Source organism: Paenibacillus medicaginis (assembly GCF_042138635.1).
GTDB lineage: Bacteria > Bacillota > Bacilli > Paenibacillales > Paenibacillaceae > Paenibacillus > Paenibacillus medicaginis.
In genome coordinates this window covers 229,925-256,753 of sequence record NZ_JBHIRY010000002.1, presented here as the reverse complement: position 1 = coordinate 256,753, position 26,829 = coordinate 229,925, and the positions used below count along the sequence as shown (strand labels likewise).

At 51.3% G+C, this 26,829-nt stretch carries 24 protein-coding genes and 1 pseudogene; 6 read left to right on the top strand and 19 right to left on the bottom strand.

Going from position 1 to position 26,829, the window contains the following annotated elements; all coding sequences use genetic code 11:
• Nucleotides 1-14: 14 nt before the first annotated feature.
• The 4 genes from ACE5LO_RS03725 to adhE all read right to left on the bottom strand — a co-directional run bounded on the left by ACE5LO_RS03725 (nt 15) and on the right by adhE (nt 7,558).
• On the bottom strand, nt 15-1,373 hold the full coding sequence (locus ACE5LO_RS03725; protein WP_375518713.1) for an extracellular solute-binding protein: 1,359 nt from the start codon (nt 1,371-1,373) through the stop codon (nt 15-17).
• Between the two features lie 303 nt (nt 1,374-1,676).
• The gene (gene pflA, locus ACE5LO_RS03720; RefSeq protein WP_375518712.1) at nt 1,677-2,432 is read right to left on the bottom strand and encodes a pyruvate formate-lyase-activating protein; all 756 of its coding nucleotides are present in this window, start codon (nt 2,430-2,432) and stop codon (nt 1,677-1,679) included.
• Nucleotides 2,433-2,493: 61 nt separating this feature from the next.
• Nucleotides 2,494-4,755 (bottom strand): formate C-acetyltransferase, encoded by a 2,262-nt coding sequence (pflB, locus tag ACE5LO_RS03715; RefSeq protein ID WP_375518711.1) that lies wholly within the window; start codon nt 4,753-4,755, stop codon nt 2,494-2,496.
• 181 nt (nt 4,756-4,936) lie between these two features.
• Nucleotides 4,937-7,558: a bifunctional acetaldehyde-CoA/alcohol dehydrogenase gene (gene adhE / locus ACE5LO_RS03710; protein WP_375518710.1), complete on the bottom strand. Its 2,622-nt coding sequence runs from the start codon at nt 7,556-7,558 to the stop codon at nt 4,937-4,939.
• 270 nt (nt 7,559-7,828) lie between these two features.
• Here adhE and ACE5LO_RS03705 point away from each other — a divergent pair, with 270 nt between their 5' ends.
• The gene (locus ACE5LO_RS03705) at nt 7,829-8,545 is read left to right on the top strand and encodes a Crp/Fnr family transcriptional regulator (RefSeq protein WP_375518709.1); all 717 of its coding nucleotides are present in this window, start codon (nt 7,829-7,831) and stop codon (nt 8,543-8,545) included.
• Nucleotides 8,546-8,792: 247 nt separating this feature from the next.
• On the top strand, nt 8,793-9,188 hold the full coding sequence (locus tag ACE5LO_RS03700) for a hypothetical protein (protein ID WP_375518708.1): 396 nt from the start codon (nt 8,793-8,795) through the stop codon (nt 9,186-9,188).
• Between the two features lie 94 nt (nt 9,189-9,282).
• Here ACE5LO_RS03700 and ACE5LO_RS03695 read toward each other — a convergent pair.
• The 9 genes and pseudogenes from ACE5LO_RS03695 to ACE5LO_RS03655 form a co-directional block, all read right to left on the bottom strand.
• Nucleotides 9,283-9,384 (bottom strand): annotated as a pseudogene (locus ACE5LO_RS03695) (nitrite transporter NirC); the annotation flags it as partial.
• Complete coding sequence (nirD, locus tag ACE5LO_RS03690; protein WP_375518707.1) at nt 9,385-9,711, bottom strand: nitrite reductase small subunit NirD; 327 nt, start codon at nt 9,709-9,711, stop codon at nt 9,385-9,387. It lies immediately after the preceding pseudogene.
• A 40-nt stretch (nt 9,712-9,751) separates the two neighbouring features.
• Nucleotides 9,752-12,178 (bottom strand): nitrite reductase large subunit NirB, encoded by a 2,427-nt coding sequence (gene nirB / locus ACE5LO_RS03685; protein WP_375518706.1) that lies wholly within the window; start codon nt 12,176-12,178, stop codon nt 9,752-9,754.
• Between the two features lie 174 nt (nt 12,179-12,352).
• Nucleotides 12,353-12,670 (bottom strand): winged helix-turn-helix transcriptional regulator, encoded by a 318-nt coding sequence (locus ACE5LO_RS03680; protein ID WP_375518705.1) that lies wholly within the window; start codon nt 12,668-12,670, stop codon nt 12,353-12,355.
• A gap of 176 nt (nt 12,671-12,846) precedes the next feature.
• A complete protein-coding gene (locus ACE5LO_RS03675; protein ID WP_375518704.1) occupies nt 12,847-13,575 on the bottom strand; it encodes a ThuA domain-containing protein in 729 nt (242 codons plus the stop codon).
• A 43-nt stretch (nt 13,576-13,618) separates the two neighbouring features.
• Nucleotides 13,619-14,587: a sugar phosphate isomerase/epimerase family protein gene (locus tag ACE5LO_RS03670; RefSeq protein ID WP_375518703.1), complete on the bottom strand. Its 969-nt coding sequence runs from the start codon at nt 14,585-14,587 to the stop codon at nt 13,619-13,621.
• Nucleotides 14,588-14,650: 63 nt separating this feature from the next.
• Nucleotides 14,651-15,733 (bottom strand): Gfo/Idh/MocA family protein, encoded by a 1,083-nt coding sequence (locus ACE5LO_RS03665; RefSeq protein ID WP_375518702.1) that lies wholly within the window; start codon nt 15,731-15,733, stop codon nt 14,651-14,653.
• Complete coding sequence (locus tag ACE5LO_RS03660; protein ID WP_375518701.1) at nt 15,726-16,493, bottom strand: sugar phosphate isomerase/epimerase family protein; 768 nt, start codon at nt 16,491-16,493, stop codon at nt 15,726-15,728. The genes ACE5LO_RS03665 and ACE5LO_RS03660 overlap by 8 nt, the downstream gene beginning before the upstream one ends.
• 21 nt (nt 16,494-16,514) lie before the next feature.
• A complete protein-coding gene (locus tag ACE5LO_RS03655) occupies nt 16,515-17,624 on the bottom strand; it encodes a Gfo/Idh/MocA family protein (protein ID WP_375518700.1) in 1,110 nt (369 codons plus the stop codon).
• A gap of 191 nt (nt 17,625-17,815) precedes the next feature.
• Here ACE5LO_RS03655 and ACE5LO_RS03650 point away from each other — a divergent pair, with 191 nt between their 5' ends.
• Nucleotides 17,816-18,634: a helix-turn-helix domain-containing protein gene (locus ACE5LO_RS03650; protein ID WP_375518699.1), complete on the top strand. Its 819-nt coding sequence runs from the start codon at nt 17,816-17,818 to the stop codon at nt 18,632-18,634.
• 88 nt (nt 18,635-18,722) lie between these two features.
• Here ACE5LO_RS03650 and yxiS read toward each other — a convergent pair whose 3' ends face one another.
• The 3 genes from yxiS to ACE5LO_RS03635 form a co-directional block, all read right to left on the bottom strand.
• Complete coding sequence (yxiS, locus tag ACE5LO_RS03645; protein ID WP_375518698.1) at nt 18,723-19,040, bottom strand: protein YxiS; 318 nt, start codon at nt 19,038-19,040, stop codon at nt 18,723-18,725.
• A gap of 46 nt (nt 19,041-19,086) precedes the next feature.
• Entirely contained in the window at nt 19,087-20,019 is a 933-nt protein-coding gene (locus ACE5LO_RS03640; RefSeq protein ID WP_375518697.1) for a Gfo/Idh/MocA family protein, read from the bottom strand.
• A gap of 184 nt (nt 20,020-20,203) precedes the next feature.
• Complete coding sequence (locus ACE5LO_RS03635; protein WP_375518788.1) at nt 20,204-20,905, bottom strand: TerC family protein; 702 nt, start codon at nt 20,903-20,905, stop codon at nt 20,204-20,206.
• 375 nt (nt 20,906-21,280) lie between these two features.
• Here ACE5LO_RS03635 and ACE5LO_RS03630 point away from each other — a divergent pair, with 375 nt between their 5' ends.
• The gene (locus ACE5LO_RS03630) at nt 21,281-21,889 is read left to right on the top strand and encodes a TVP38/TMEM64 family protein (protein WP_375518696.1); all 609 of its coding nucleotides are present in this window, start codon (nt 21,281-21,283) and stop codon (nt 21,887-21,889) included.
• Nucleotides 21,890-22,014: 125 nt separating this feature from the next.
• On the top strand, nt 22,015-23,013 hold the full coding sequence (gene msrA, locus ACE5LO_RS03625; protein WP_375518695.1) for a peptide-methionine (S)-S-oxide reductase MsrA: 999 nt from the start codon (nt 22,015-22,017) through the stop codon (nt 23,011-23,013).
• A gap of 469 nt (nt 23,014-23,482) precedes the next feature.
• Here msrA and ACE5LO_RS03620 read toward each other — a convergent pair whose 3' ends face one another.
• The 3 genes from ACE5LO_RS03620 to ACE5LO_RS03610 form a co-directional block, all read right to left on the bottom strand.
• Nucleotides 23,483-24,004 carry a lipid II flippase family protein gene (locus tag ACE5LO_RS03620; protein WP_375518787.1) on the bottom strand — a complete coding sequence of 174 codons (522 nt, stop codon included), beginning with the start codon at nt 24,002-24,004 and terminating at the stop codon, nt 23,483-23,485.
• Between the two features lie 59 nt (nt 24,005-24,063).
• Nucleotides 24,064-24,270: a lipid II flippase family protein gene (locus tag ACE5LO_RS03615; RefSeq protein WP_375518786.1), complete on the bottom strand. Its 207-nt coding sequence runs from the start codon at nt 24,268-24,270 to the stop codon at nt 24,064-24,066.
• A 469-nt stretch (nt 24,271-24,739) separates the two neighbouring features.
• Nucleotides 24,740-25,372 carry an RNA-guided endonuclease TnpB family protein gene (locus ACE5LO_RS03610; RefSeq protein ID WP_375518785.1) on the bottom strand — a complete coding sequence of 211 codons (633 nt, stop codon included), beginning with the start codon at nt 25,370-25,372 and terminating at the stop codon, nt 24,740-24,742.
• Nucleotides 25,373-26,482: 1,110 nt separating this feature from the next.
• Here ACE5LO_RS03610 and ACE5LO_RS03605 point away from each other — a divergent pair.
• Nucleotides 26,483-26,686 (top strand): hypothetical protein, encoded by a 204-nt coding sequence (locus tag ACE5LO_RS03605; RefSeq protein WP_375518694.1) that lies wholly within the window; start codon nt 26,483-26,485, stop codon nt 26,684-26,686.
• The last annotated feature ends 143 nt before the right edge of the window (nt 26,687-26,829 follow it).

The window sequence follows — 26,829 nt, the reverse complement described above, 5'->3', positions numbered from 1 at the left end:
CTGTGCCTCCCCGCTTACTGCACTGCGGCATTTGCTTCATCCTGCACCTTCTGGATTTGCTCTGCCGCCTGCTCAGGGGTGGTCTGGCCACCGATCAGCTTTTGAATCTGAATATTGCTGATTTCTGTCGTCACGTCCGCTTGCACGAGCGAGTCGAACGCCGGGAAGGACGATTGTGCTGTATTTAATACCGCGACAATTTCTTTCATGAGGCCGTCGGTAATATTTTCTTTCAATACGGACTCATCCAGCTTCATCGAAGGCAGAACTCCGTCCTCCACAAGCCCGCGGAGCTGAATCTGCTCATTGAACATATGCTTGATGAACGACTTGACAGCCTCCAGCTTGCGCGGATCTTCTGCAACGGAGGCTGAAAAACCGTATCCGTTATTCACATCCCGCATCAGTGCCGTCTGATCTCCGGTGCCCCCTTCAACAGGCGGCATATTGAAAAATCCGACCTTGCCGATCATGCCTTCACCGGACTGCCCTTCCTTGAATACGGAGGATTTCCAGGTCCCGTCATACATGAGAATGGCTTCGCCGCTCGTAAATTGAGTGGTATATTCCGCATACTCAAAGCCAAGCTCTCCCTGTTTAAAATATCCTTTGTTCACCCACTCCTGGTGCTTGGCGAACGCTTCAACAACTTTGGGGTCCGTCCATTTCGCTTCACCTGTCGCAAACTTGGCCGTGATGTCCGGCCCGGCATAACGGGACCAGAGATGATTGGTCAGCATCAGCGGAACCCAGCCTGCCTTCGAGGCCCCTGCCATCGGCACTTTGCCGTCAGCCTTGATGTCGGCCAGCAGCTGCTCCAATTCCGCAAACGTCTGCGGTGGCTTCAACCCTTTTTCCTCGAAATAAGCTTTATTGTAAAAGAATCCTTCACCGGAGCCTCCGAGGGGCAGTCCGTATACTTTTCCCTCATAGGTAAACGGCTCCAGGGAGGTAAAGCTGTCACGGATGCCAAGCTCCTCCAGAATCGGGGTCAGGTCAAGCAGCATGCTCTCCTGTGCGTATACCTTGGAATCCGGACTGCCAAACAGGTCAAAAATATCCGGGGGATTGCCGGCAGCCATCTCACCGCGCAGCTTTTCCTTACGGTTGACATCGGAATCCACTCCGTCCAGCGTAAACGTTAACCCAGGCACATCCGCCTCCACCTGTTTGACTGCATCCTCCAGAATCGCGAGCCGCCGCTGCTTGTCTGCGCCCACCTGGGTATGGCGGATGGTCATTTCAAACGGCTCGTTCGAGTCCGTTGCCCCGCTGCTTTCCGTACCTTTCGGTTCCGTGCCTGCTCCGCTACAGCCGGCCAACAGCCCGGCGAGCAGCAGCCCTGTGAGCAGCCCTTTTATTCCTTTGCTCATCCCTCAATGACCTCCTTGTTCTATGTCTGTTCCATTACAAGACCCATTATAGAAAAGGCAATGTGACATCGTAAGGATAACAATTCTTGGATTGAGGGATAAATTCCTTCACTCCCCTTAGCCTGTCTAGCAAATTCATCATGTCAGGCATGCATCAGTCGTATGTTTTTACTGGAAAAACAAAAAAATGCAGCCTCCGGATGCTTCCGGAAGCTGCGTTTGAAAATACGGAGTTCAGCATGGCATTCGCTGCTGCGTCCTCCTTATATCGTATCAATTAATGATTGCTTGCTCCTGCCCAATCTACCGGCATGCCGCCGGGTGCTGCACTTGCGCCTCCTCGCGCCCTTGCGCAATCAGCCTGTAAGCCCGCTCTATCTCCTCTTCCGTCGGAGTCGGCACTCCTTCCAGCGGATAGGCTTTGCCCAGCGCCTGCCATTTATAGATGCCCATCTGATGATAGGGCAGAATCTCGAACTTCTCAACCCCGTTCAATGTGCCAATGAACCGTCCCAGGTTGAGCAGATCCTGCTCCTCATTGTGGATGCCGGGCACATAGACGTGGCGTATCCATATTTTCCGTCCATGCTCGGACAGCCATTGTGCCGTATGCAGTGTACGTTCATTGGATTTGCCGGTCAGCTTGATATGCTTCTCATCATGGATATGCTTCAGATCGAGCAGCACCAGGTCGGTGTGCTCCAGCAACTCGTGAATCCGTTCCGGATCATTGAAGCCGTTGCTGTCCAGAGTGGTATGCAGCCCCCAGCGCCGTTTGACCTCCTTGAACAGTTCAGCAACAAAATGCCACTGTAGGGTAGGCTCTCCGCCGGATACCGTCAGCCCGCCTCCCGAGTTTCGATAATAGGACAAATACGGCTCAATCTCAGCCAAAATGTCCTCTACCGTCGCTTCACGGCCACCATCCAGCGCCCAGGTATCCGGGTTATGACAGTACTGACACTTCAAATGACATCCCTGCATAAAAAGCACAAAGCGGATGCCTGGACCGTCAACCGTCCCGAAAGTTTCGAGTGAATGAATATGTCCTTTGACCATGCTGCCTCTTCCTTTCTTTCCGCATCCGCTGTGCGTGTATTTTTCCTTGCCCTCCGTCTGCTTACATCGTACCGTGGAAGGTCCGGTTGATGACATCGAGCTGCTGCTCGCGTGTCAGCTTGACGAAGTTGACCGCATAACCCGATACGCGGATGGTGAGCTGTGGATAGTTTTCCGGATGCTCCATCGCATCCATCAGCTGTGCCCGGTCAAACACGTTGACGTTCAGATGGTGGGCATTGCTGCCGAAGTAGCCGTCCATCATGGATACCAGATTATTTTTACGGATCTCCTCTTCTTTACCCAGTGCTTTCGGCACGATGGAGAACGTATTGGAGATTCCGTCCAGGCTGTGTTCGTACGGCAGTTTGGCTACCGAGCTGAGCGAAGCGAGCGCACCTTTTTTGTCGCGTCCGTGCATTGGGTTAGCGCCGGGTGCAAACGGCTCGCCCGCTTTGCGTCCGTCAGGCGTCGTTCCCGTCTTTTTACCATATACCACATTGGAGGTAATCGTCAGTACAGATTGCGTAGGAGTCGCATCACGGTAAGCTTTATGCTTGCGAATCATGCCCATAAAGCTTTCAACCAGCCCTACAGCGAGGCTGTCGACACGGTCGTCATTGTTGCCGTAGCAAGGGAACTCCCCTTCAATCTCGAAATCGACGGCAATACCCTGCTCGTTGCGGACCGGTTTCACCTTCGCGTATTTGATGGCACTCAGGGAATCGGCGGCTACGGACAGACCGGCGATGCCGCAGGCCATTGTGCGAAGGATGTCGCGGTCGTGCAGGGCCATTTCAATCCGTTCGTAGCTGTATTTATCATGCATATAGTGAATCACATTCAAGGTATTCATGTACAATTTTGCCAGCCATTCCATCATCGGCTTGAAGCGTTTCATCACTTCCTCATAATCAAGCACCTCGGAGGTGATGGCCGGGAATTCCGGTCCGACCTGAGCCCCGGATTTTTCGTCCCTGCCGCCGTTAATGGCGTACAGGAGCGCTTTGGCCAGGTTGGCGCGGGCACCGAAGAACTGCATCTGCTTGCCGATTTTCATGGCGGATACACAGCAGGCAATACCATAATCGTCGCCATAAATCGGGCGCATCAGATCATCGTTTTCGTACTGGATGGAGCTCGTTTCAATCGATACCTTGGCGCAATATTTCTTGAACGACTCAGGAAGCTGCTCAGACCATAATACTGTCAGGTTTGGTTCAGGAGCCGGCCCCAGGTTATACAGGGTATGCAGGAAGCGGAAGCTGTTTTGGGTGACACGGGTTTCTCCGTTAACGGACATGCCGCCGATGGATTCTGTTACCCACGTAGGGTCACCGCTGAACAACTGATTGTAGTCCGGTGTCCGCAGGAATTTGACGATCCGCAGCTTCATGACAAAATGGTCTACAAGCTCTTGCGCCTGCTCTTCGTTCAAGGTTCCTTCAGCCAGATCGCGCTGTACATAAATGTCCAGGAAGGAAGATACACGTCCCAGGGACATTGCGGCTCCGTTTTGCTCCTTGATAGCTGCCAGATAACCAAAGTACAGCCACTGGAAAGCTTCCTTCGCATTCACTGCAGACTTGGAAATGTCACAGCCGTGCTCTGCCGCCATCTGCTTCAGCTCGTTCAGCGCCCGGATCTGCTCGGACACCTCCTCACGCAGTCGGATGATTTCCTCACTCATGGCATCTACTTCAAGGCTTTTCAACTGCTCTTGTTTATCTTGAATCAGGAAATCCACACCATACAGCGCCACCCTGCGGTAGTCTCCAATAATACGTCCCCGTCCATACGCATCCGGCAGACCTGTAATAATACCAGCCTTACGGGCTGCTCTCATCTCATCCGTATAGGCATCAAACACGCCCTGATTATGCGTTTTGCGGATATTCGTAAATATATCTATGATATTTTGCGGAACTTCAAAACCGTACGCCTTGCAGGCATCAATCATCATCCGTATGCCGCCGAACGGCTGCAGGGAACGTTTGAACGGGGCATCTGTCTGCACACCGACGATTTGTTCTTTGTCCTTATCAATGTAACCCGGTCTGTGGGAGGTAATGGTTGAGGGGGTGTCCACATCGACATCCAGCACACCGCCGTTCGCCAGCTCCTGCTTGGTCAGATCGGAAATAATCGCCCATAGCGCCGTCGTATTGGAGGTCGGGCCAACGAGAAACTCTTCATTGCCATGATATGGAGTAATGTTCAGCTCAATAAAATGGTTGACATTAACTTCCCGGCTCCATTTGCCATTTTTAAACCCGCGCCATCCGGATTGCTGTTCCTGTACTTCTCTCTCAATCACCGACATGTCTATCCCTCCATGATTTTGTTCAGGATCTCTTTACATTTCCATTGTAAAATAATGAAGCTTGTTCTTATGTGATAAAAATCACAATATAAGTGATTTTTATCACATAGTCTATTTTTGCCCATTTGCAGCCCAGGCCCTCCTTCATTGGGAGAGCCTGGTTGCTTGAGATCAGCTGTTATTATTGGTCAAATCGCCCATAGAAAGCGTTGCGGTACACTTCGGCCAGTTCGCTGACCAGCGGTAGCTTCGGATTGGCAGTGGTGCACTGATCCTCAAACGCACGGTCTGCCAGATAGTCGACACGTGATTCGAAATCTTTCGGGTCAAAGCCAAGCTGCTGGAACGACTCTTCGATGCTCAATGTTTTGTTGAGCTTGCGGATGGCGTCGATCAGGCTGTTTACCCCTTCTTCCGTCGTCTGTGCAGGCAGACCGAGAATGCGGGCAATTTCCGCATAGCGCTCATCCGCCACAAAATGCGAATACTTAGGGAACGACGCGAATTTCGTAGGCTTTTTGGCATTGTAACGAATGACATGCGGCATCAGAATCGCGTTGGTACGACCATGTGCAGTATGGTACTGTCCGCCCCATTTATGCGCAAGGCTGTGATTGATGCCCAGGAAAGCATTGGCGAACGCCATACCGGCCAGTGTTGAAGCATTATGCATCTTTTCACGGGCCAGCTTGTCACCCGTTAATGCCGATTGCTCAAGATACTGGAATACCAGTTGAATCGCCTTGATCGCCAGACCGTCCGTATAGTCATTCGCCATAACCGATACATAAGCTTCAATCGCATGGGTCAGCACATCCATGCCAGTATCAGCAACAGCGGTTTTAGGCAGGGAATATACGAATTCAGGGTCAATGATCGCCACGTCCGGAGTCAGCTCATAGTCTGCCAGCGGATATTTGGTGTTGCCCAGCTTTTTGTCCGTAATCACCGCGAATGATGTAACCTCCGAGCCAGTACCCGATGTGGTCGGAATGGCTACGAATTGCGCCTTCTGGCCAAGACGTGGATATTTGTAAATCCGTTTGCGGATATCCATGAATTTCTGCTTCAGATTGTTGAAGTCGGTATCCGGATATTCATAGAAGAGCCACATGCCTTTGGCCGCGTCCATCGGCGAACCGCCGCCGAGTGCGATAATGCAGTCCGGCTGGAAGCGGGCCATCATTTCCGTGCCGCGCTCCACCGTTGTTGTCGATGGGTCCGGTTCTACCTCGGAGAACACTTCGATGGCTACCGGCGTCTGACGCTGGCGCAGGAAATGTGTTACCCGGTCAACATAACCGAGCTTCACCATCATCGGGTCGGTAACGATCGCCACCCGTGAAATGTCAGGCATTTTGGCAAGATACTGTGTCGAGTTTTTCTCAAAATAAATTTTGGAAGGCACCTTGAACCATTGCATATTCACCGTACGTTTCGCCACCCTTTTCACGTTGATCAGATTTACGGCGGATACGTTGGACGCGGTCGAGTTCCGCCCGTACGATCCACAACCCAGCGTCAGGGACGGCAGATTCGTGTTATAGATATCCCCGATGGCGCCGTGGGTCGAAGGCGAGTTGACAATGATGCGGCCGGTTTGCAGACGGTTCGCAAATTTCTGAATCACTTCTTCATTATGGGAGTGGATGGCCGAAGAGTGGCCCATACCTCCGAATTCAACGACCTGCGCCGCACGCTCAATCCCCTGCTCCGCATTTTTTACTTTATAACAGGCCAGCACCGGGCTTAGCTTTTCCGCAGACAGCGGATATTTCGGCCCTACGCCTTCCAGCTCGGCCACGATAATTTTCGTGCCCTCTGGCACGGTAATGCCGCATATTTCAGCGATTTTCATAGCAGACTGGCCGACGATAGCCGGATTAACAGCACATTTTTCCACATTCATCGCACCGCTGGTCAGCTTGGCAGCTTCTTCCTTATTGACGAAGTAGCAGCCGTTGGCGGTCATCAGCTTTTTCACCTGCTCATAAATGGCTTCTTCTATAATAACGGCTTGCTCTGATGCGCAGATCATACCGTTGTCGAACGATTTCGAGAGGATGAGGTCTGTTACGGCCTGTTTGATGTCGGCGGACTTTTCGATGAAGCAGGGCACGTTGCCTGGACCAACGCCAAGCGCCGGCTTGCCGCAGCTATAAGCCGCTTTGACCATGCCTGATCCGCCGGTTGCCAGAATGAGCGCCACATCAGGATGATTCATCAGAGCATTCGTTTTATCCATGGTCGGAGCTTCAATCCACTGAATGCAGTTTTCCGGCGCGCCATGCTTGACAGCCGCTTCGAGCAAAATTCTGGCCGCTTCCTTGCTGCATTCCTGGGCGGAAGGGTGGAAACCGAAAATGATCGGGTTGCGGGTCTTGATGGAGATCAGCGCTTTAAACATCGTTGTGGATGTCGGATTCGTAACCGGAGTTATCCCCATAATAATGCCGACCGGTTCGGCAATTTTCTGAAAGCTGTCAAAATCGTTATCTTCGATAATACCTACCGTTTTGTTATATTTAATGTTGTGGTAGATATATTCGGTAGCGAAGATGTTCTTCGTAATTTTATCCTCATACACACCACGTCCGGTTTCTTCAACAGCTTTTTTCGCCAAGTACATATGCTTATCCAAGCCTGCAAGCGCCATCGCCTGCACAATTTCGTCGATTTGTTCCTGGGTCATATCCATGAACGCCTTTTGTGCAGCATTCGCCTTGTCAATCAATGTCTGGATATACTGCTCTGCCGTCTGCTGTGTTTCCGCCGCTTTGGCTGCCTCATTTTTTACGGCCATTCCCCTCATCCTCCCTGTATTTGTTTCGTTTCTCTTTACGGTTTGATCGTATCACAGCCGATATTTCAATTATGTGATTTTTTTCACAAATTAATTCAATTTTGATTTTTATTTTAGTGAAAACAATCACAAAGTTTGGAATTTCGCCACTTTTCGCCTCCTTGATGGCCCCAAAAATCACCGCCCCGGGTATATAATTAATTTTGAAATACGAAAGTTGCAAATACACAGATTTGTGAAACAGAGACATTAACAAAGGGGAAATGGAAGATGAGAAACCCTGAAATGGTCATCGAACACAGAGGCAATACCGTCTGCTTCTCTCCAGGAAGCTTCAATCAACTGCTCGCGGTCATGAAGGACCGGCATATTCCCGAAGGCGCTCATCTGTTTTGGGAAGGAGACACGTCGGACAAAATCTTTTACCTGAAGCAAGGCCGTGTCAAAGTTACAAAAACGACGGACGAAGGCAAAGAACTCATTCTCTATATGTATCAGACGGGCGACCTGATCGGACAGGCGGACCCTTTCTTCGGCACGAAACACAGCTTTTCCGCCGAGGTTCTGGAAGACAGTGACGTTGGTGTGATCGATCATCATGATCTGGAGCTTCTCATTTGCCAGCACTGCGACTTTGCCATTGACTTCATGAGATGGATGGGGTCGCATCACCGGATTACGCAAACCAAATTCCGCGACCTTATGCTGTATGGCAAGCCAGGCGCCCTGTGCTCCACCCTGATCCGCCTGTACAACACTTATGGGGAGCCTCATGGCGAGCATGTAGTGATCAACAAAAAAATTACCCACACCGACCTGTCCAATATGATCGGAGCTACGCGTGAGAGCGTAAACCGTATGCTGAGCGATCTGCGAAAAAAAGGGGCCGTCGAATATGACGGGGGCATGATCGTCATCACAAATCTCGAAATGCTGCAAGGAATCTGCCACTGCGAGCTTTGTCCAAAAGAAATCTGCCGGATTTAATGCGTTTAGCCATAATAAGATCATCATAAATATGAGAGATGCCCTTACAGTCTAGCAGATTGAAGGAGCATCTCTTTTTTTCTAAAAAACTAGGAATATTTCATAGACGAGGAGCATAAACTATTGCAGGAGAGAGAAATAAACAGAGAAACTAGTGTTAATATCCTATTTTTTTCATAGATATAGTCTTTAAGTCATAGTATTATATTACTACATATTATCAGATTCGGAAAAAGGGGTGACTGATATGAAGCTGCAAGTTTCCAACTGCCCAAACTGCGGATCAGTCTATCAAAACAATCTAAGAGAGCTCTGCTCTGCGTGCTCTGCCCAAATGGACCGGCAGCTCGACCTCTGCTTCGATCATTTGTGGCGTCATCCCGCCGCTACTGTCGAGGAAGTGTGCGCAGCAGCAGGTGTATCGCTCCCCCTCATGACCGTGTGGGTGAAGAACGGCAAATTCCCCAGTGTATACAAAAACCTGTCTTATCCCTGTGAATCATGCCAGCAGCCGGTTCATACAGGCCGTTTGTGCCCATCCTGCAGCGGAATGTTCAGCGAAGCGGCCAGACAGCTTGAAGCCCACCTGCCGAGCCGGTTTCATTCAGGCACGTATAAAGTGGCAGGACGTGCGAGAATCTGAACATGCAAAACCAATACAAAAAAGAGGAAAGTCCCCGCCATTATCATTGGGACATTCCTCTTTTAAGCCAAACTATTCATTCTTCCAAGCCCAGCTATCCATTCTTCTTGATAGATGAAATAAACCAGTAAGCCATCCCCACAAAGATTCCTCCGCCAACGATATTTCCCAGCGTCACGGGAACCATATCATTGATTTATTGCGGTATGGAAAGGACAATCTGACCGTCCCGCAGCTGCACAGGATAAGTCTGCACCTTTCCATGGTCTGGAGCCTGCACTTCGCCCGATTCAAGATCAATCTTCCAATCATATAATGGATCATAAATAAAATGGCCTGATACGATAGCCTCTGCAAGCGGCCCTCCCTTTGGGTGCGGGCTGCGGTTATCAACCGCATACACCTGTTCGTCCAAGGTCCGGAAGATGACAATCTCCCGGCCAGAAAGCTGAATAACCCGCCCGATCCGCTGCTGAAACTCCGCTATGGAGCCAACCGTAACTGTTTGCATGGATGTTTGCATTGAATCTCCTCCCCGTAGATGTGCTCTTGTCTCCTTACACCTATAACACCGGCTCTTTATGCTCAAACAGCAGATCTCGCTTGTGCGGATCACGCAGCAGCTTCTTCCAGGGGTCTTCAACCTGGGCAAGGGCGAGCTCGATGCGTTCCATGAGGGCTTTCCGGTTCGAACTATCTTCCACAACCTGGGCCCGGACGGTGTCAAGCCCCATCCGCTCCACCCATTCGGAGGTGCGTTCCAAATAATTGGCCGTCTCACGATACAGCTGCATGACGGCGCCGCAGATTTCCACCAGTTCATCGTCGGACTTTACCTTGCAGAGCGAATCGGCTAGCCGGGCCTTGATCCCCCCATTGCCGCCGATAAAGATTTCCCAGCCCCCGTCATTGCCGACGATCCCGATATCCTTGGTGCAGGACTCGGCACAGTTGCGCGGGCAGCCGTTGACGGCAAGCTTCAGCTTCGCCGGGAAATCAAGGCGCTCAAACTTACGCTCCAGCAGCGCGCCCATACTCATGGAGTCCTGTGTTCCAAACCGGCAAAACTGGGAGCCGACACAGGTTTTCACCGTACGCAACGATTTAGCGTATGCATAACCGGAAGGCATATCCAGCTCCGTCCATACCTTGGGCAGGTCCTCCTTTTTCACGCCGATCAGGTCCAGCCGTTGACCGCCTGTTACCTTGACGACCTTGACATCATATTTTAACGATACATCCGCAATCCGCTTTAGCTCTTCCGGCGTAGTTACACCGCCATACATGCGGGGAACGACCGTGAATGTCCCGTCCTTCTGAATATTGGCGCTCATGCGCTCATTGACAAAGCGGGATTCCGCTTCATCCTCATACGTATCAGGATAAATCATGCCGAGGTAATAGTTCAGGGCAGGCCGGCATTTGGAGCAGCCTTCCGGCTGGGACCAGCCCAGCACATGCATTACTTCCCGGACAGTCTGCAGCCCCTTCGCTTTGATCTCCGCCACAATTTCATCCCGGCCCATCGCTGTACAGCCGCAAATCCCTTTTTTGGCCGCAGCCGCAAAGCCGTCCCCAAGCACATATTTGAGAATATCCTCCACGACCGGCTTGCAGCCGCCGCATGAACGGGTGGCTCCGGTACAAGCTTTAATCTCATCCACAGTAGTCAAACCCTGCTCCGTAATCACCTGCACAATCGCCTGTTTGGTCACCCCGTTGCAGCCGCATACGATTTCATCGTCGGCCATCGTTTCCACCGAAGCCGTCTTCGCCCCACCCCCACAGCAGCCGGTTCCCATAATGGAACCGTAGATCTCATCATTCATCTCGGCCTGCTGCCGCACCAGCTTCTGCAGATTCGCGGATTCGCTCACATCTCCGAACAGCACGGCGCCGACGATTTGATTGCCGCGCAGCAGCACCTTTTTATAGGTCCGCTTCCAGTCGTCTTTTGCCGAAATGACCGTATGCTCGTCTGTATCCATAAATTCTCCCGCCGAAAAGACATCCACACCCGAAATTTTCAGCTTGGTCGCCATAACAGAGCCCTCATATGGCTTCGTATCCACTCCGCACAAGCGCTTGGCCAGTACGAGGCCCTGCTCGAACAGCGGCGCTACGAGACCATAACACACACCTCTATGTTCGACACACTCGCCTACGGCGTATACGTCAGGCAGAGAGGTCTGCATGTAATCGTCCACAACAATGCCTCGGTTGACCTTCATCCCGCTGCCGGCAGCTACTGCCGTATTCGGCTGAATACCCACTGCCATAACCACAAAATCCGCATCCAGACGACTGCCATCCTTAAACAGCAGGCCGTTTACCCGCTGCTCGCCTGTTATTTCCACAGTCTGCTTGCCCATGGCAAACTTGATGCCCTGACGTTCCAGTTCGGCTTGCAGCATAGCTGAAGCTTGGTGATCCAGCTGCCGCTCCATCAGGTCCTCCATCAAATGCACGACCGTTACATCCATGCCCAGACTGACAAGCCCCTTCGCCGCCTCCAGACCAAGCAGCCCCCCGCCGATGACGGCGGCCTTGCGGTAAGAGGAGGCAGCTTCCCTCATCCGTTGACAGTCCGCGATATCCCTGAAACCGGCAACACCATCCTTGTCAATGCCGGGGATGGGCAGCATAAACGGCTTCGAGCCTGTGGCAATAATCAGCTTGTCATACGGGATTTCCAGCCCCGACCCTGTATGAACCTTGCGGGCCTCAGTGTCGATCCTCGTCACCGTCGTCCCTGTATGAAGCTGTATGCCATGCTGCTCATACCAGCTCCAATCGTTCAAGACAATATCTTCAACAGTCTTCGTGCCTTCAAGAACATAGGAAAGCATGATCCGGTTATAGTTCGGATGCGGCTCACTGCCAATAACCTGAATATCATAACGACCGCCAAGCTTAATCATTTGCTCCAGCATTCCAATGCCTGCCATTCCATTGCCGACGACAACCAGCTTCTCCCGTGTCCTACTCACGTGAACGCCTCCCCTGAAGCGATGCTGCTTCTAAGCTTTGTATCTAACATCGCTTGTAATCTCGTTAAGGCAAGTATAACGAAAGGATTAAATTTTATTTGTGATTAAAATCACAAATAAAAACAAAAAAGAGCCTCAGCAGGCTCTCCGTTCTGTTGCGCTATTTCATTCAGATTATTCTACCCATTCTTCTGCCCAGAATTGGATTTGCTCCATAACCGGGCGAAGTGCGCAACCTTTGGGTGTCAGCTCATACTCAATACGTACCGGAGTTTCCGGATAAACATGCCGTATCAGGATGCCCTCGCTCTCTAAATCCTTCATCCGTTCCGACAGCATCTTGTCGCTCATGGACGGAATCCGATTGGAGATATCCTTGAACCTTTTCGGTCCGCTCATTAAGGACTGGATGATAAGCCCGTTCCACCGTTTTCCCAAAAAAGAAAATGCCGTTTCAAACCTCGGACACATTCCTTGCTGTTGATCCTCCATTATTTTCACCTCTTTGCAAGTCCGTATCATATACTTTCATTTTGTTAGTATATATCATGTTAGCATATTTTATGTGCAATTAAAAGGAGTTGCGAGCATTTTCGCCGTTACTCACAAATCTGCATAGAAAAAAACAGGCGGGGCCCCTGGGGCTCCGCCATAATATGTTCCGTTGTTTAGACCAGAATTTCTTTGAAAGGACGCACCGGCTCGGACTTCCCAAACACGGGCTGTGCGTTGTGCGCCGGATATGCCCATTTTACTGCGTTGGAGATCACTTTCAGAACTTCCGGCTTGTAGTACGTTGGATACGTTTCATGGCCGGGACGGAAGTAGAAGATCTTGCCGCTTCCCCGGCGGAATGTACAGCCGCTGCGAAATACCTCTCCGCCCTCGAAGTTGCTTACAAACACCAGCTCATCCGGAGTTGGAATATCGAAAAATTCACCGTACATTTCTTCCTGGTCCAGCACGATTTTGGAATCAATTCCTTCTGCAATCGGATGGGACGGATTCACACACCAGATGATTTCCTGCTCTCCCGCTTCCCTCCATTTCAGGTCGCAGCTGGTTCCCATCAATGCCTTGAACGGTTTGGAGAAATGCCCCGAATGCAGGACGATGAATCCCATGCCTTGCTGGACACGCTGAACGACCTTGGCTGTAATTTCATCACTGACACGGTCATGGGCCATATGCCCCCACCAGATCAGCACATCCGTCGTATTCAGCACCTCGTCAGTCAGCCCGTGCTCAGGTTCGTCAAGCGTGGCCGTCCGGATGGCAAAGCTCTCACCAGCCAGCCCGTCGGCAATCGCCTTGTGCAGTCCGTCCGGATATACCGCTTTAACTTCATCGTGAATTTTTTCATGCACATATTCGTTCCAGATGGTGACGTTGATCATAAGCTTGTTCCCCCTAATTGTTTAAACCCACTCGCTTACTTACTCAAACCCACCACATATCTCCCAAAGGCTCATCCATGATGATGGGCTGGAGATTTTGGACAGCTTTTGTAAAGCCCTCTTCAATCGACATTAAACCGTCTTCATGCTCAATACTTACTACATAATCATAACCGACCAGCCGCAGTGCGCTTAAAATATCAGCCCAAGTCTTCATATCATGACCGTATCCTACGGTCCGGAACTGCCAGGCACGGTCGAGCATTTTCGTATAGTCCTGCATATCTGTCAAACCGTATTTATTTACATTAATCGGATCAATCGTCGTATCCTTGGCATGGAAATGGTGAATGGCGTTTTCACGGCCCAAAATGTGCACCGCCTGCACCGGATCGATTCCCTGCCACCACATATGGCTCGGATCCAGGTTGGCACCGATCACTTCACCTGCAGCCTCACGCAGACGCAGCAGAGTTGCCGGCGTATGCACCGAGAAGCCGCCGTGCAGCTCAAGGCCAATTTTCACGTTGTGGTCGGCCGCAAATTTGCCTGTTTCCGTCCAATAAGGGATAACCTTGTTCTCCCACTGCCATTTCAGAATTTCCTGATAATCATTCGGCCATGGAGCCACCGGCCAGTTGGGATACTTGGCATCCTCATGGTCTCCCGGACAGCCGGAGAAGGTGTTGACAACAGGCACCCCCAGCTTCTCCGCCAGCAGTACGGAATTGATAAAATCCTCGTGGTCCGCCTGTGCCGGTTTCTTCTGCGGATGCAGCGGGTTGCCGTGGCAGCTCAATGCGCTGATGATCAGTCCGCGGGATTCCACTGCCTGCTTGAAGTTTTGGAGCGCCGTTTCATTTTCCAGCAGCTCAGCAGGGCTGCAGTGCTTGTTGCCCGGATTGCCGCCCGTGCCGATCTCGACGGCCTTTACTCCTCTGGAGACCACAAAATCAAGCGCCTCCTCAAGCGATCTGTCACCGAACAATACCATAAATACTCCGAGCTTCATGCCTTACTCCTCCTTGTACATATTCCGGTATATGCTGCTTCATTTGTAACAAACAGGCCTGCATTACTCAAAGTACACGGCTTTTCCTGTCCGGGCCGACTCGTAAATGGCCTCGAGAATTTCCGTAACGACAAGCGCCTGCTCCGGTTTCACCAGCGGTTCAGTATCGTTTTGCACGGCTTCCAGCCACAAGCGGGCCTCACGGTCGGCATCCGTCTCCTTTTCACCGGAGTAGAACGCCACTCCTCCTGCTCCAAGATCGATCATGGTTTCGTACAGTCTGCTGTTCTTCTCGCCGTTAATGCGCAGCCCATCCTTCATATCCGCTCCGCCTTCTGTACCACAGAGCAGCGACTTGGCTTCGCCAAACTCGGATACGTTGAGCGCCCAGCTGGATTCCAGCACGATAGTTGCTCCATTCTCCATTGTAATGAAACCAAAGGCGGAATCCTCAACCTTGAACTGCTCCGGATCCCACGGACCAAAAGCGTTAGCCGCGTTTTGACGCTGCCCGAGCTTGTGGAACGTGGAGCCCATAACGCTCTTCGGTTTGTAATTGTCCATCAGCCACAGCGTCAGATCAAGCGCATGGGTGCCGATATCAATCAGCGGTCCGCCGCCCTGCTTCTCTTCATCCAGAAATACGCCCCAGGTAGGCACCGCACGGCGGCGGAGAGCGATGGCTTTGCCGTAGTAGATTTCACCCAAATCGCCGTTTTCAACCATTTCCTTCAAATACAGGCTGTCGTCACGGTACCGGTTTTGATAGGCAATGGACAGCTTTTTGCCCGTCCGCTTGGCCGCCTCCAGCATTTCGCGGGCCTGTGCGGTCGTTTTGGCCATCGGCTTTTCACACATGACATGATTGCCTGCTTCAAGCGCTGCGACTGTAATTTCGGAATGGGAATCATTCGGCGTGCAGACATGGACTACGTCAAAACCGCCATCCTTCAGCATTTCATTATAATCGTCATACACCTTGGCGCCTTCGGCGCCGTATTGGGCGGCGGCCTCCTCGGCCCGCTCTTTAATAATGTCACAGAATGCGATCATTTCCGCGTTTGCTTGTTTAGACAAGCTTGGCATATGTTTGCCGTTTGCGATGCCTCCGCATCCGACAATTGCGATTTTTACTGTATTAGACATTTAATTGCCCTCCCTGATTAGCGTATTCCTTAATCCATTGTATGCTTGTTTCGATGCTTTGAATTGGAGGATTGGCGCAGAAATCCTGCTCCACAACAATCCATTCTACGTCTGCTCCGACCGCCGCATCCGCGATGGCGGACAGATTGACCTCACCCTTGCCCAACTCTACGGTAACGGCTTTGCCGTCTCCGTCTCTGCTCATATCCTTCAGATGAACAAGCGGCAAACGTCCGGTGTAGCTTTCTATATATTCAACGGGATCATATCCTCCGTAATGTACCCAGCAGGTGTCCATCTCCACTTGAAGAAGATCAGCCGGCACACTCTCAAACATGGCGTCGAAAACAGGCTTGTCGTCCAGCTTCTCCGTCAGTTCGAAATCATGGTTATGGTAGCAGAGTACGAGGCCCGCTTCTTTGACAGCAGTCCCGATTTTGGCAAGGTTGTCGAAAACATCCTCCCACTGCCTTTGCTCTTCAGTCAGGTAAGGGACGACCAAATATTTGTTGCCGATGGCCTTGTGATAAGCAATTTCCTCATCCAGATGATCCACCAGCCTTTGATAACCGACATGTGTCCCAATGACCTCAAGCCCCAATTCATCAAGCAGAGCCTTGACTTCCTCCGCGCTGCGGCCGAAAAAGTCATGAAACTCCACTCCCTGGTAGCCGAGCGCGGCTACCTGACGGATCGTTCCTTCAAAATCCTGTTCAAGCTGATCCCTTACTGTGTACAGCTGCAAGCCTACTTTTGCCATTGTCTGCATCCTCCCGCATCGTTATGATTGTTCCTCAGGCATTACTTCTGTTCCGTAGTACAGCTCTTCATCGGGCTCGTAAGCGCTCTCCAGAACGATATGCTTGCCCTCCATAGATGAACGCTGGAACGCGTGCATAGCTTCGAGTACATGGTAACCCAGTTCCGCGCTGGCGCGATGGGGCCGGCCTGCCCGCATGGCCGTGATCATCTCGCCCGCTCCCAGCCCCCGCTCATTACTTGAGCATTCGAACAGGGGTTCAACGGTCTGCCACTCTTCCTCGCCAAATTTCCGCAATCTGACCTCGCCATTGAATTCATTAGGGTCAGGAACGCTAAGCGTCCCCTCGGTACCATATATTTCAATCCGCGGGAGATCTGAAGCTCCCCGGATGTCGAAACTCGTAATCATGGTTGCGATAGCTCCATTCACAAAATCCAGCGTGCCGGACAGATGCGTTGGCGTCTGCACCTGCAGCGATGTCCCGCTCTTCGGTCCGCTATGAATCTTGCGGTCCGGAATCTGGATGCCGGCCGATGCGCTGATGCGCCGGATCGGGCCCAGCAAATTAACGAGTGCGGTCAAATAATAAGGCCCCATATCGAACATCGGACCGCCGCCGGATGCATAGAAAAACTCCGGATCATGATGCCACCATTCCGGACCGCTGCCCATGAAGAAGGCAGTCGCGGCAATCGGTTGGCCGATCAGGCCTTCCTTGATCGCATATCTTGCCGTCTGAATGCCGGCTCCCAGGAAGGTATCGGGTGCACAGCCCACTCTGAGCCCTTTCTCACTTGCCAGACCGACGACCTTCTTCCCATCCTCCAGCGATACCGCAAGCGGCTTTTCACTGTATACATGCTTGCCGGCCTCCAGAACCGCCAGATCGGTCAATGCATGACTGCCGGGAACCGTCAGGTTGAACACCAATTCGATTTCCTCGCTGTGAATGAGTTCATCTACTGTGTATACGCTTCCAATGCCAAATTGATTCGCCCTTTCCTCTGCGCGATCTGCCAGCAAGTCAGCTACCGCTACGACTTCGATCAAAGGGCTGTTCTTGAGGTTCGCCAGATACACGGCACTGATATTACCGCAGCCGATAATACCTGCCTTAACTTTCTCCACGATACACTCACTCCTTAAGCTGCGATTAGAAACAGGTTCAATCTAGTTGTTATAGTATTCCTAATCCGCTTCAATTAAAATGAATAATATGATTAAAACATGAACAATCTGGTCAATATTTAAAAAACTTTTATACTGGTTCAGACGTTGATATGATTGTAGAACATTTTTATTCTTAAGGAGACGTAGCTATGTCCGTCATTGAACCGTGCCAGGTTTTGGCCGCAGGGTTCTCTTTTCACCGCAAGCCCTTTTATCAAAATCAGCCGGAAGGAATCAAAAATTATCTGTTCCGCCTGCAGACGGACGGAAGATGCCAGGCCCGCATCGGCGGCGAAATGGTAAAAATCGAGCCTGGGGATCTGCTGCTATGTAATCCGACCGAGCCTTACGCATTGAAAATCGACTCCGAGCTCAATCCTATGGGCGAACAAACAATCGAAAGCGGCGATTACCATATTTTTTTTGCGGGAGCGTGGGTGGATGAATGGTGGGGCCGTCACAAGCGGCCGACCAAAATCAAAGTGCAGCTTACAGAGTCGCTGCTCGGATTATTCCGCCAGATCGTGATGGAGCAGCGCCGCATCTCCAACCCGTACCCTGAAATTTCGGAATATTATATGAAAATACTTTGCCTGGAAATTGACAGGCTGCTGGCCGAGCACCCGGCATCGTCCCACCAAAGCTATCTCGCTTACCGGATCAAGAACTATATTGAAGAGAACGCCTCATCCGCCTTCAAGCTTGAGGATGTCGCCGCCCATATCGGCATCAGCGTATCACGCGCCGTTCACCTTTTCAAGGAAACGTTCGGAACGAGCATCATGCAGTATACGCTCGACGTCCGGCTCAACATGGCGCGGGAGCGCATCATTTTCAGTCCCATGTCGCTGGAGCAGGCGGCCGAATCCTCCGGGTTCGCCAACTATACGTATTTTCACCGCGTATTCCGCTCCCGGTTCAGGATGTCGCCCAAAGAGTTCCGCAGCATTCACAGAGAGCATCTCTGATAGTATTCATATGTCGTTATAACAAAGCGTATGACGGCCTGTCCCATTCGGTGCAGTAACCTCATACGCTTTATTTTATCGGCTGGCCCTATCTTTTCTTGGACCTTTCCTGGATTCGTTCCGAGACGGCTATCGCAAGATCATCATTTCCGAACATGGACAGCACACCAAGCACCGTATCATCCGGGATCGGCCCCGCTTCTTCCTTTGGTACCGTCAACTCCAGCACCCGCAGCAGCCGCTCGTTCTGCTCCTGCTCCGGATATGCCTGCCTGTACAGCTCTTGCGGGTCCAATCCTTCATTGACACACCACTGGGCAAATACAAGGATCATCATATCCTCTTCCTGTCTATAACTTTCGACCACCATGTCCTCCACCGATTGTGGACGGTTCTTATCGCTCATCTGCTTCTCTCCCTGCTGATCTGTATATTTACCTAATTTTCCCAATTTATCCAAGCAACCGTTCGGCCAACTCATGCGATTCCATAACCTGTCCGGCGCTGATGCTGCATTGCTCCGGTGTAGTGATGTTGTGCAGAAAATGGTCAACCGCGCCCGCAAAACCGCGCCGCTGCACAATCGTATCCCAGCTGCCAAAGCCGACTGCCTGCGGCTGTCGTCCTTTCTCGTACAGCACGGACTGCTCCATCTGCGTCACCTCTGCCGACCGGCCACTGCCGTGCAGTTCCACTCTTTCAAAATCAACGCCAGCCTGTCTCTCCATACTGAACGTTCCCGAAGCTTTTCCCAGCTTCAGCGTGCCGAACGCACGGGTCATGCGCCCTTCACTGTCCTGATCCACGCTTGTCTGCAGCAGTTCATAGCTATCCCTGCCCAGCCAAAGCATGAGATCCAGCATATGAATCAAGTCATCATACACCGTTTCCCGTGCCGGCCGCTGCTGCAGCCCCGTACGGTGCTTTACCACAGAGCAGTGAGTGAAGCCGCCGGCTTCCTCAAGCCACGACTTGGCCTGAACATATTGCGGGGCAAAACGGCGGTTAAAACCCACGGCCAGCAGAACTCCCTGCGCTTCTGCAAAAGCGGCCATTTCCGTTGCCTCCCGCAAATGATAAGAGAGCGGTTTGTCCACATATACGGCCTTTCCTTGTTCAATGCACTCCATGACCATATCGTAGTGGGCTTCCGTCGCGCTGTGAATAAATACGGCGTCCGGCTCCCAGTTCAATAGCTCCTTCAAATCCGTCGTTCCTTGCCGGAACCGGTATTTTTGCAGCATCTGCCGCACTGGCTCAGGAGACCGGCTCTGTATGCCCACGACTTCCACGCCATCATAGGCCGACAGCAAAGGCAGATACACCTTGCGGGCAATATCACCCAGTCCGGCGATCGCTATTTTAATTTTCTCCATCTCGCTCATCCCTGCTTTCCATTTCTCCTTTAGCGCCTCGGCTTTCTACATTACAGTGTACCGCCTGCAGGGTCTGAGGGCAATTCCTCCGGAAGATGCGTGTTTTGCCGGGCAACTTTTCCGCAAAAAGACGGCTCCAGATCGGAACCGTCTTAAGGCTGTGCATGCTTCATTTTTTGGAAATAGACCTGATTTATTCGTACATTTTGACTTGCTGCGGATGGGCAGCGGCCTGCTTTTCCTTCTTCTTTTTCACCTGCCAGCCCAGCAGCACTACCGCCGCCACAACGATCAGTTCAAAGCCGTATTTCAATACAGGATTAAGGAACCAAGCGTGAATCATTGGCTCAGCCACAATCATTTTGGCTGCAGTATAGGCGAGTACCGCGGCTCCAATCGCAATGACCATCGGAAAACGGTCCGTCAGCTTCAGAATGATCGTGCTTCCCCATACCATAATTGGAATGGAAATGGCCAGACCGAGGATAACAAGGAGCATGTCGCCATGAGCGGCGCCTGCCACCGCAAGCACGTTGTCCAGTCCCATCATGGCATCTGCAATGATAATAGTACGAATCGCAGCCCACAACTGGTTGCCTGCCGAGATTTCATGCTTTTTATCCTCCACCAGCAGCTTATAAGCGATCCAGACAAGCAGCAGCCCCCCAATTAAACGAAGCCCCGGGATCATGAGCAAATACGTAACCAGCAGAGTTGCAATTACACGGATGACGACGGCTCCGACAGTCCCCCAAAAAATGACCTTCTTCTGGTCCTCTTTCTGTACATTCCGTGCTGCCAGTCCGATGACAATGGCATTGTCCCCCGCAAGCACGAGATCGATAACAACGATTGACAGCAGCGCCATCCAAAACTCCACTCCAAAAAAGTCCATCATGTTTCCCCACTTTCTCTATTTATTTTGGTATAATTGACATAGTTGCCCGCATTCATGCACAAAAAGCGCCCATTCCTTTTCAATCCGGAACGGCGCTTTCCTGATTTAGGCACCAAAAAAGACCTTTACCCGAATTGAAAAAGAAATCAGGCAAAGGTCTCGCTACAACGCAGGCGTTGCCAATAAAGCCGGGGAAACGATCCCGTAATGACGACTTTACCGCTTAGAGCTACTCCCCTTTGGGAACTATTCTTATTAATGGCAAGTATAGCATACATTTTCAAAGAAGTGAACATAAAAATGTTCAGAATGGGACTTCCCTTTATGAACGGGGGTTCCGGTACGCTGTAGTCCTGCCTGAAAGGTTACTCGATGAAAAAATGGATTATCATTGCAGCCTATGTTTCGCTGTTCGGCTTCGCGTTTATGTACAGATATGATTTGCTGGAATGGACGCGGCAGCACGACTCCCTTCCCGTGCTTTTAGGTCTGGCATTCGGATTCGCGCTCATTCCCTTTGTCCCGTACAAACTGGTCATTACAACCGCGGCCTACCTCATAGGGGCATGGCAGGCTGCCGCCATATGCTGGGCAGGCACGACGCTCGCAGCGGCAGCCGTTTACTGGGCTGCTTCTCTTTTCCGTGAGCAGGGCAGAGCTTATCTGGAACGCGTCCCTGCCCTGCATTCTTTTACGGTGGCGATGGAGCGCCGTCCATTCGCCGCCGTGCTGGCCGCCCGCCTGCTGCCTGTCATTCCGCAGGCGGCCGTTAATGTCTATGCAGGCGTAGCAGGCTTCCCGTTCCCGACTTTTATGCTTGCAACAGGCATCGGCAAACTGCCCGGCATTTTCATATATGCTTATGCCGGCAGCCTGCTGACAGACAGGCCGCTGGCTGGCGTGCTGCTGTTCACCGTGTATACGGCGCTTGCGGGGGCTGTTTTATGGCTAAGCCGGCTCAAGGCCAGTACTGGCCGTTAACGAACTGAACGTTATGAGCTTTTGGCCTCCCCAGTTGGCCTCCGCAACAAAGTAGATTATAATTTAATTGCAAGCGATTGAAACCTTACGAAAATAAAGACATCCTAATTGAATGGAGTGATGATATGGACAGCATCAAAAATCCGCAGCAGACCGAGCTCGCTACCTTTGCAGGAGGATGCTTCTGGTGCATGGTTTCCCCCTTTGAGGAGCTTCCTGGCATCAAGAAGGTACGTTCCGGCTACACAGGTGGACATAAAGAAAATCCTACTTATGAAGAAGTCTGCTCGGACACCACTGGTCACGTGGAGGCTGTGCAAATTACGTTTGATCCGCAGCTCTTCCCGTATGAGAAGCTGCTGGAGCTGTTTTGGCAGCAAATCGACCCGACTGATGCGGGCGGGCAGTTCCATGACCGTGGCGAATCCTATAAAACCGCCATCTTTTACCATAGCGAGGAGCAGCGCGTGAAAGCCGAAGCCTCCAAAGAAGCGTTGGACAAGAGCGGACGCTTCGACAAGCCGGTCGTCACCCCGATCCTGCCGGCTTCCGTTTTCTACGAGGCCGAGGAATATCATCAAGATTATCACAAGAAAAACCCCGGCCATTATAAACGGTACCGCAAAGGCTCCGGACGCGAAGATTTCATCGAACGCCACTGGTCCGGCAATTTCGATAAATCCGACCTGATATCGCGGCTCACACCCCTCCAGTACGAGGTAACGCAAAATAATGCGACCGAGCGGCCGTTCCAGAACGAGTTCTGGGATCATAATGAGGATGGCATTTACGTTGACATCGTCTCCGGTGAACCGCTGTTCAGCTCGCGCGACAAGTACGATGCAGGCTGCGGCTGGCCCAGCTTCACCCGCCCGCTTCGCAGCTACAGCATTAAGGAGAAGACCGACCTGAGCCATCTCATGATCCGCACCGAGGTGCGCAGCCGTGAGGCCGATTCGCATCTGGGGCACGTGTTTGACGACGGGCCGGGACCTGACGGGCTGCGCTACTGCATCAATTCCGCCGCTCTACGCTTTGTGCCAAAGGAGGATATGGAGAAGAACGGGTACAGCGAGTATGCCTACCTGTTTGAGGACGGTCAGGAGGAACAAGTGTCTCGGTAATAAAGCATCTTCTATCGACGTACATTCACAGAAGACCGACCGCGTTTAGCGGAAGTTCTTCTTGCGATGATAGGATTGTTCAGCTCCGCTGAAAACTTATAAATTCTATAATATTTCAAAAAAGGTCGAGAATGGGAACAAGTTTCCCTGGTTCTCGACCTTTCTCCATCTTGCCTGCGCATGCCATGTGCAGGCGCTCCGGACAGGAAAGCTCCTATTCCTGTAAAATCCAGTTTTTTTCGCTTCTTCCGGACAGAGATGCCGTTATCTGCACATTTTCCCGCCTGTTCTCCTCATATTTTGCCGAATAAAGTCCGTAGGGTCCGAAACCTTGATAAAAAGCAGCTTCCTTTCATAAATAACGCCTCCCCAGTCCGCAAAACCACCCAGAACAGACAATGCTCTTGAAGAAAAGAACGAGTGTTGGTGGAATTCCGACCAGCGTACTCGCTCTGTTAAATCCAAAAAATTATCCGATAATCCAACCGATCCAGTACGCGAACGGCACCAGCAACAGTTGGGCCAGCAGTGTGCCTCCCAGCCGGGACAGCAGCATCCAGCCGTAAATGCGGCTCATACCTTCCAGTCGCAGATCCCCTCTCACTGCACGCTCCGACAGGAGCGCCAGCCGCGGATCAATCAGCAGCGTCAGCAGAATGGTGGCGCCGCCGTTGATCAGCCCGGAAGACATCGACATGGAGGTCGCATGCTCCGGCCACAAATACGAGGCGTACACAGCCGCCAGAACGCCTACTGTATACACCGCAGTGACGAACAGGTTTAACAGGACAAGCCGCTTCGGAAAGGAACCGCGAAACAGGGTGTGCAGCATGGTGCGGTTAGGCCGCTTGACATAATACCCAATATGTCTCCACCGCGCCTGCTGCACGAGTCGTCTGATCATGCCGCCGACCGATCCGGCAGCTTCCAGATGCACAACGAGCCTTGCCGAAATCCGCACCACAGCTGGAAACAGCAGAATCGCAAGCAGCGTCCCCGCTGTAGCGGCCCCCAGGATGGCATGAAGCTTCCATTCCAGCGGGTCCTGTGCTACCGCCTCGCCTGATCTGCTATGCTGCCCAGCATCGGTCCCTGAATCATATTCGAGGTGCGCGATACAAGCAGCAGCATCCCTGCTACTGTCAATGCCAGTCCGATGCGGCGCGCTCGCAGGCCTCCCAGCCGCAGCGCGTAAGACAAGCTGTCCGCCGTATGGATCACTATTGTGAACAAAAACGTACATGCAAGCACGAGCATCAAATTCCATGCCTCCTCTTTCCGTTTCAATCCTTTACCATTCCACTGTCCGTTGCTTTTACCCTATCGATTATATCCTTTTTTTACCTTGATGTCTTGCCGCTCAGTGGTTCTTGCCACTTCTTCCTCCGTTTGGAGTATCAAGAGAACCTTCACCTTTATTGGCCGTCTCGTCATTTGCTCCTAGCTCCCGTATAACGAATGTGGATGAAACAAGCCAAGGAAGAACGCCGGATGCCGTGCCTACGAGCACCCTGCCTCCCGAAGACCCGGACGCGGCCGACCGCCGAAAAAAGGGGCAACGATCAAGCTGAAGGAGCTATTTACAATGCGTGCCACCGATTTTCAACCCGCCACCGTTCTGCTGTATGGCAAGGAGGAAACGGTTCAATTCCTGTGTCTGGATCTGTCAAACAAATAGGTTGGCTATTGGCTTTCGCTGCCAGCAGCGGAAATCTAACGGGGTGGTTCAGTAGCTTTCATCCACCTGTTTCACGCTTGTTCCATGGGCTTCAAGCTTGTATTCGAGTTGTTTCCGGATCTTGCCGAAGCTCCAATTGGATAACTTTTGCGTAACGGTTTTTCTTTTCTTCTTTTTCGTATGGCGTTGCACGCCTTCCACCTTGCCAATCACGACTTCCTTGACGTCATGTTCCGTACACCACTGCACAAATTGCTTGGTTGTTTTATGAATCACATCCTGGAGTTGGCGTTCGCTTTTGCTGAGGATGTAGGTTTTGGCTTTCTTGTACTTTTTCCATTGCCGGCTGCCTTTCTGGCATTTGCTCATCCGTTTCTGAATTTCGGTCAGCTTCTTGTTGCGAAGCCGAGGAATGCTTCTGGCTTTTCTTCCCGTGATGATAATCGACTGGTTTGTGGTAGTCGTTGCCGCGATCGAGTGGATTTCTCCCAAATCCACACCTGCAACCTCGCTGCCCTCGTTGACTTTGGCCACTTTCCCATCCTCATAGCAAAGAGAAACCATGAGTTTTCGGTCATACACCAGTTCGATTTCTTTGATCTCGACATCAGGCAAGTCAGCCACGACGATCTGAATCGGTTGCTGGCGCTTTCCGTTCTGGATGCCTAAGCTTAACTGGATCGTGTTGCCCTCGATTTTGAACGATTGGTCTACCCATTTCGTGTTGAAAACCTTCTTTTTTGTAGGGGTATTTGGTCTTCAGACCTTGCTTTTTCGCTTGCCTTGCGCTCTCACGGGCAAACAAATATTTATGACAAACGGCCTGTACAGACTGGGAGATTTGATACAAAGGATGAGATGGTAGTTTAGAGCGAACGCTGAATGATTATTTGGGCCCAATTTCATCTACACACCAACCTTGGGGGGCGGGTAGAGGCGAATTGATACGTGATTTGCACGAGGGGTCACCATCTTAACGAGAACATATATTCCCATCATACCACACAAACATTCGACTAGGAAAGCACGAGCTTTATACAATAGACAAGTGCATTTAGGCTTCGCCTAACCGAGATTCATCCCCTACTCAAAGTTTTGTGCGCGCTGCTTCCTGAATAAGCTTCGAACAAAACTCGCTTCGGAAGCATAGGCTCAGAGGAAGGGGACTTCTCACGGAAACATGTTAAATTTAAATAGAAAAAGAAAAAAGCCGGAATTCGATAAGAAATCCGGCGATAAATAAAGCTTGCCCCAATCCAGTATAGGAGTAGTACCAGCGAAGTGATACCACCCGCAAAGTAGATGTGATTAAATGGGGAATTTATTGATAACTACGTTGTACTCCTGCTGAGCATCGGTGACTGCCAGTGTTGAATAGACTTCCAACGACTTACTGCTTTCGTGTCCTAAATAAAGCTGTATGAGCGTCATCGATGCCCTGCTTTTTTAAGCCAGCGGCGAGTGCTCTAATCTATTGCTGTCCGATTCCTCCAACCAGGGGCTGCGGCGGTCTTGTTACGAAATTAACAAATTGCTGTGCTGCTTGGACAAATGCTATAGCTGCTGCAACTGTAGCTTCGGTATTTCCAGACAGAAATGCAAGCGAAAGATTCACAACTGCGCTCAATACGTTCAGTAATTATGATAATAGATCATCCGGTGGTGGCGGCGGTGGTGGTGGCGGCGGTGACGGTAAATCATAACCCATTTATTCTCACTCCTCTTTTCCAAATAGAAAGCTAACTGTAACTACTCAGGTTCCTCGTAAACAACAAATCTCTGAAGGAAGCGATGATCAACCTGGTTCTGGAGTCCCAGGCGGTCACACAATCCGGAGAGGCATGGACGACAGAAACGATCTCCCACTTGGCCGCACGATATGATCGCATTCTGGAAGTACGACGTCTGGAGGATGCGAAACAGTGTTCGCGAGTGGAGCAGCCCGTCGGGGTGCTCCGCACCCTTTATTTGCGTTGTGTCCAACTGAGTACCTGAAAGTTACAGCTAACTTATTTAATTCATTTAAAGGGAGAATTGAAACAGATAACAGTCTAACTAGGCACACTCAAATAAATAACTGAGCAATTCAAGATGATATCTAACCGGAAATACATGCTCAGCGATTTTCTTTAACATGT

Excerpts from the sequence above, each read along its gene's own strand:
- ACE5LO_RS03640 (WP_375518697.1), bottom strand. The coding sequence starts at position 20,019 with ATGAGCGAGATGGAGAAAATTAAAATAGCGATCGCCGGACTGGGTGAT.
- nirD (WP_375518707.1), bottom strand. The coding sequence starts at position 9,711 with ATGCAAACATCCATGCAAACAGTTACGGTTGGCTCCATAGCGGAGTTT.
- ACE5LO_RS03675 (WP_375518704.1), bottom strand. The coding sequence starts at position 13,575 with ATGATCAACGTCACCATCTGGAACGAATATGTGCATGAAAAAATTCAC.
- ACE5LO_RS03700 (WP_375518708.1), top strand. The coding sequence starts at position 8,793 with ATGAAGCTGCAAGTTTCCAACTGCCCAAACTGCGGATCAGTCTATCAA.
- pflA (WP_375518712.1), bottom strand. The coding sequence starts at position 2,432 with ATGGTCAAAGGACATATTCATTCACTCGAAACTTTCGGGACGGTTGAC.
- adhE (WP_375518710.1), bottom strand. The coding sequence starts at position 7,558 with ATGGCCGTAAAAAATGAGGCAGCCAAAGCGGCGGAAACACAGCAGACG.
- ACE5LO_RS03615 (WP_375518786.1), bottom strand. The coding sequence starts at position 24,270 with ATGCTCGTGCTTGCATGTACGTTTTTGTTCACAATAGTGATCCATACG.
- ACE5LO_RS03705 (WP_375518709.1), top strand. The coding sequence starts at position 7,829 with ATGAGAAACCCTGAAATGGTCATCGAACACAGAGGCAATACCGTCTGC.
- yxiS (WP_375518698.1), bottom strand. The coding sequence starts at position 19,040 with ATGAGCGATAAGAACCGTCCACAATCGGTGGAGGACATGGTGGTCGAA.
- ACE5LO_RS03635 (WP_375518788.1), bottom strand. The coding sequence starts at position 20,905 with ATGGACTTTTTTGGAGTGGAGTTTTGGATGGCGCTGCTGTCAATCGTT.
- ACE5LO_RS03660 (WP_375518701.1), bottom strand. The coding sequence starts at position 16,493 with ATGGCAAAAGTAGGCTTGCAGCTGTACACAGTAAGGGATCAGCTTGAA.
- ACE5LO_RS03630 (WP_375518696.1), top strand. The coding sequence starts at position 21,281 with ATGAAAAAATGGATTATCATTGCAGCCTATGTTTCGCTGTTCGGCTTC.
- pflB (WP_375518711.1), bottom strand. The coding sequence starts at position 4,755 with ATGTCGGTGATTGAGAGAGAAGTACAGGAACAGCAATCCGGATGGCGC.
- ACE5LO_RS03680 (WP_375518705.1), bottom strand. The coding sequence starts at position 12,670 with ATGGAGGATCAACAGCAAGGAATGTGTCCGAGGTTTGAAACGGCATTT.
- ACE5LO_RS03605 (WP_375518694.1), top strand. The coding sequence starts at position 26,483 with ATGATCAACCTGGTTCTGGAGTCCCAGGCGGTCACACAATCCGGAGAG.
- ACE5LO_RS03670 (WP_375518703.1), bottom strand. The coding sequence starts at position 14,587 with ATGAAGCTCGGAGTATTTATGGTATTGTTCGGTGACAGATCGCTTGAG.
- ACE5LO_RS03665 (WP_375518702.1), bottom strand. The coding sequence starts at position 15,733 with ATGTCTAATACAGTAAAAATCGCAATTGTCGGATGCGGAGGCATCGCA.
- ACE5LO_RS03650 (WP_375518699.1), top strand. The coding sequence starts at position 17,816 with ATGTCCGTCATTGAACCGTGCCAGGTTTTGGCCGCAGGGTTCTCTTTT.
- ACE5LO_RS03725 (WP_375518713.1), bottom strand. The coding sequence starts at position 1,373 with ATGAGCAAAGGAATAAAAGGGCTGCTCACAGGGCTGCTGCTCGCCGGG.
- msrA (WP_375518695.1), top strand. The coding sequence starts at position 22,015 with ATGGACAGCATCAAAAATCCGCAGCAGACCGAGCTCGCTACCTTTGCA.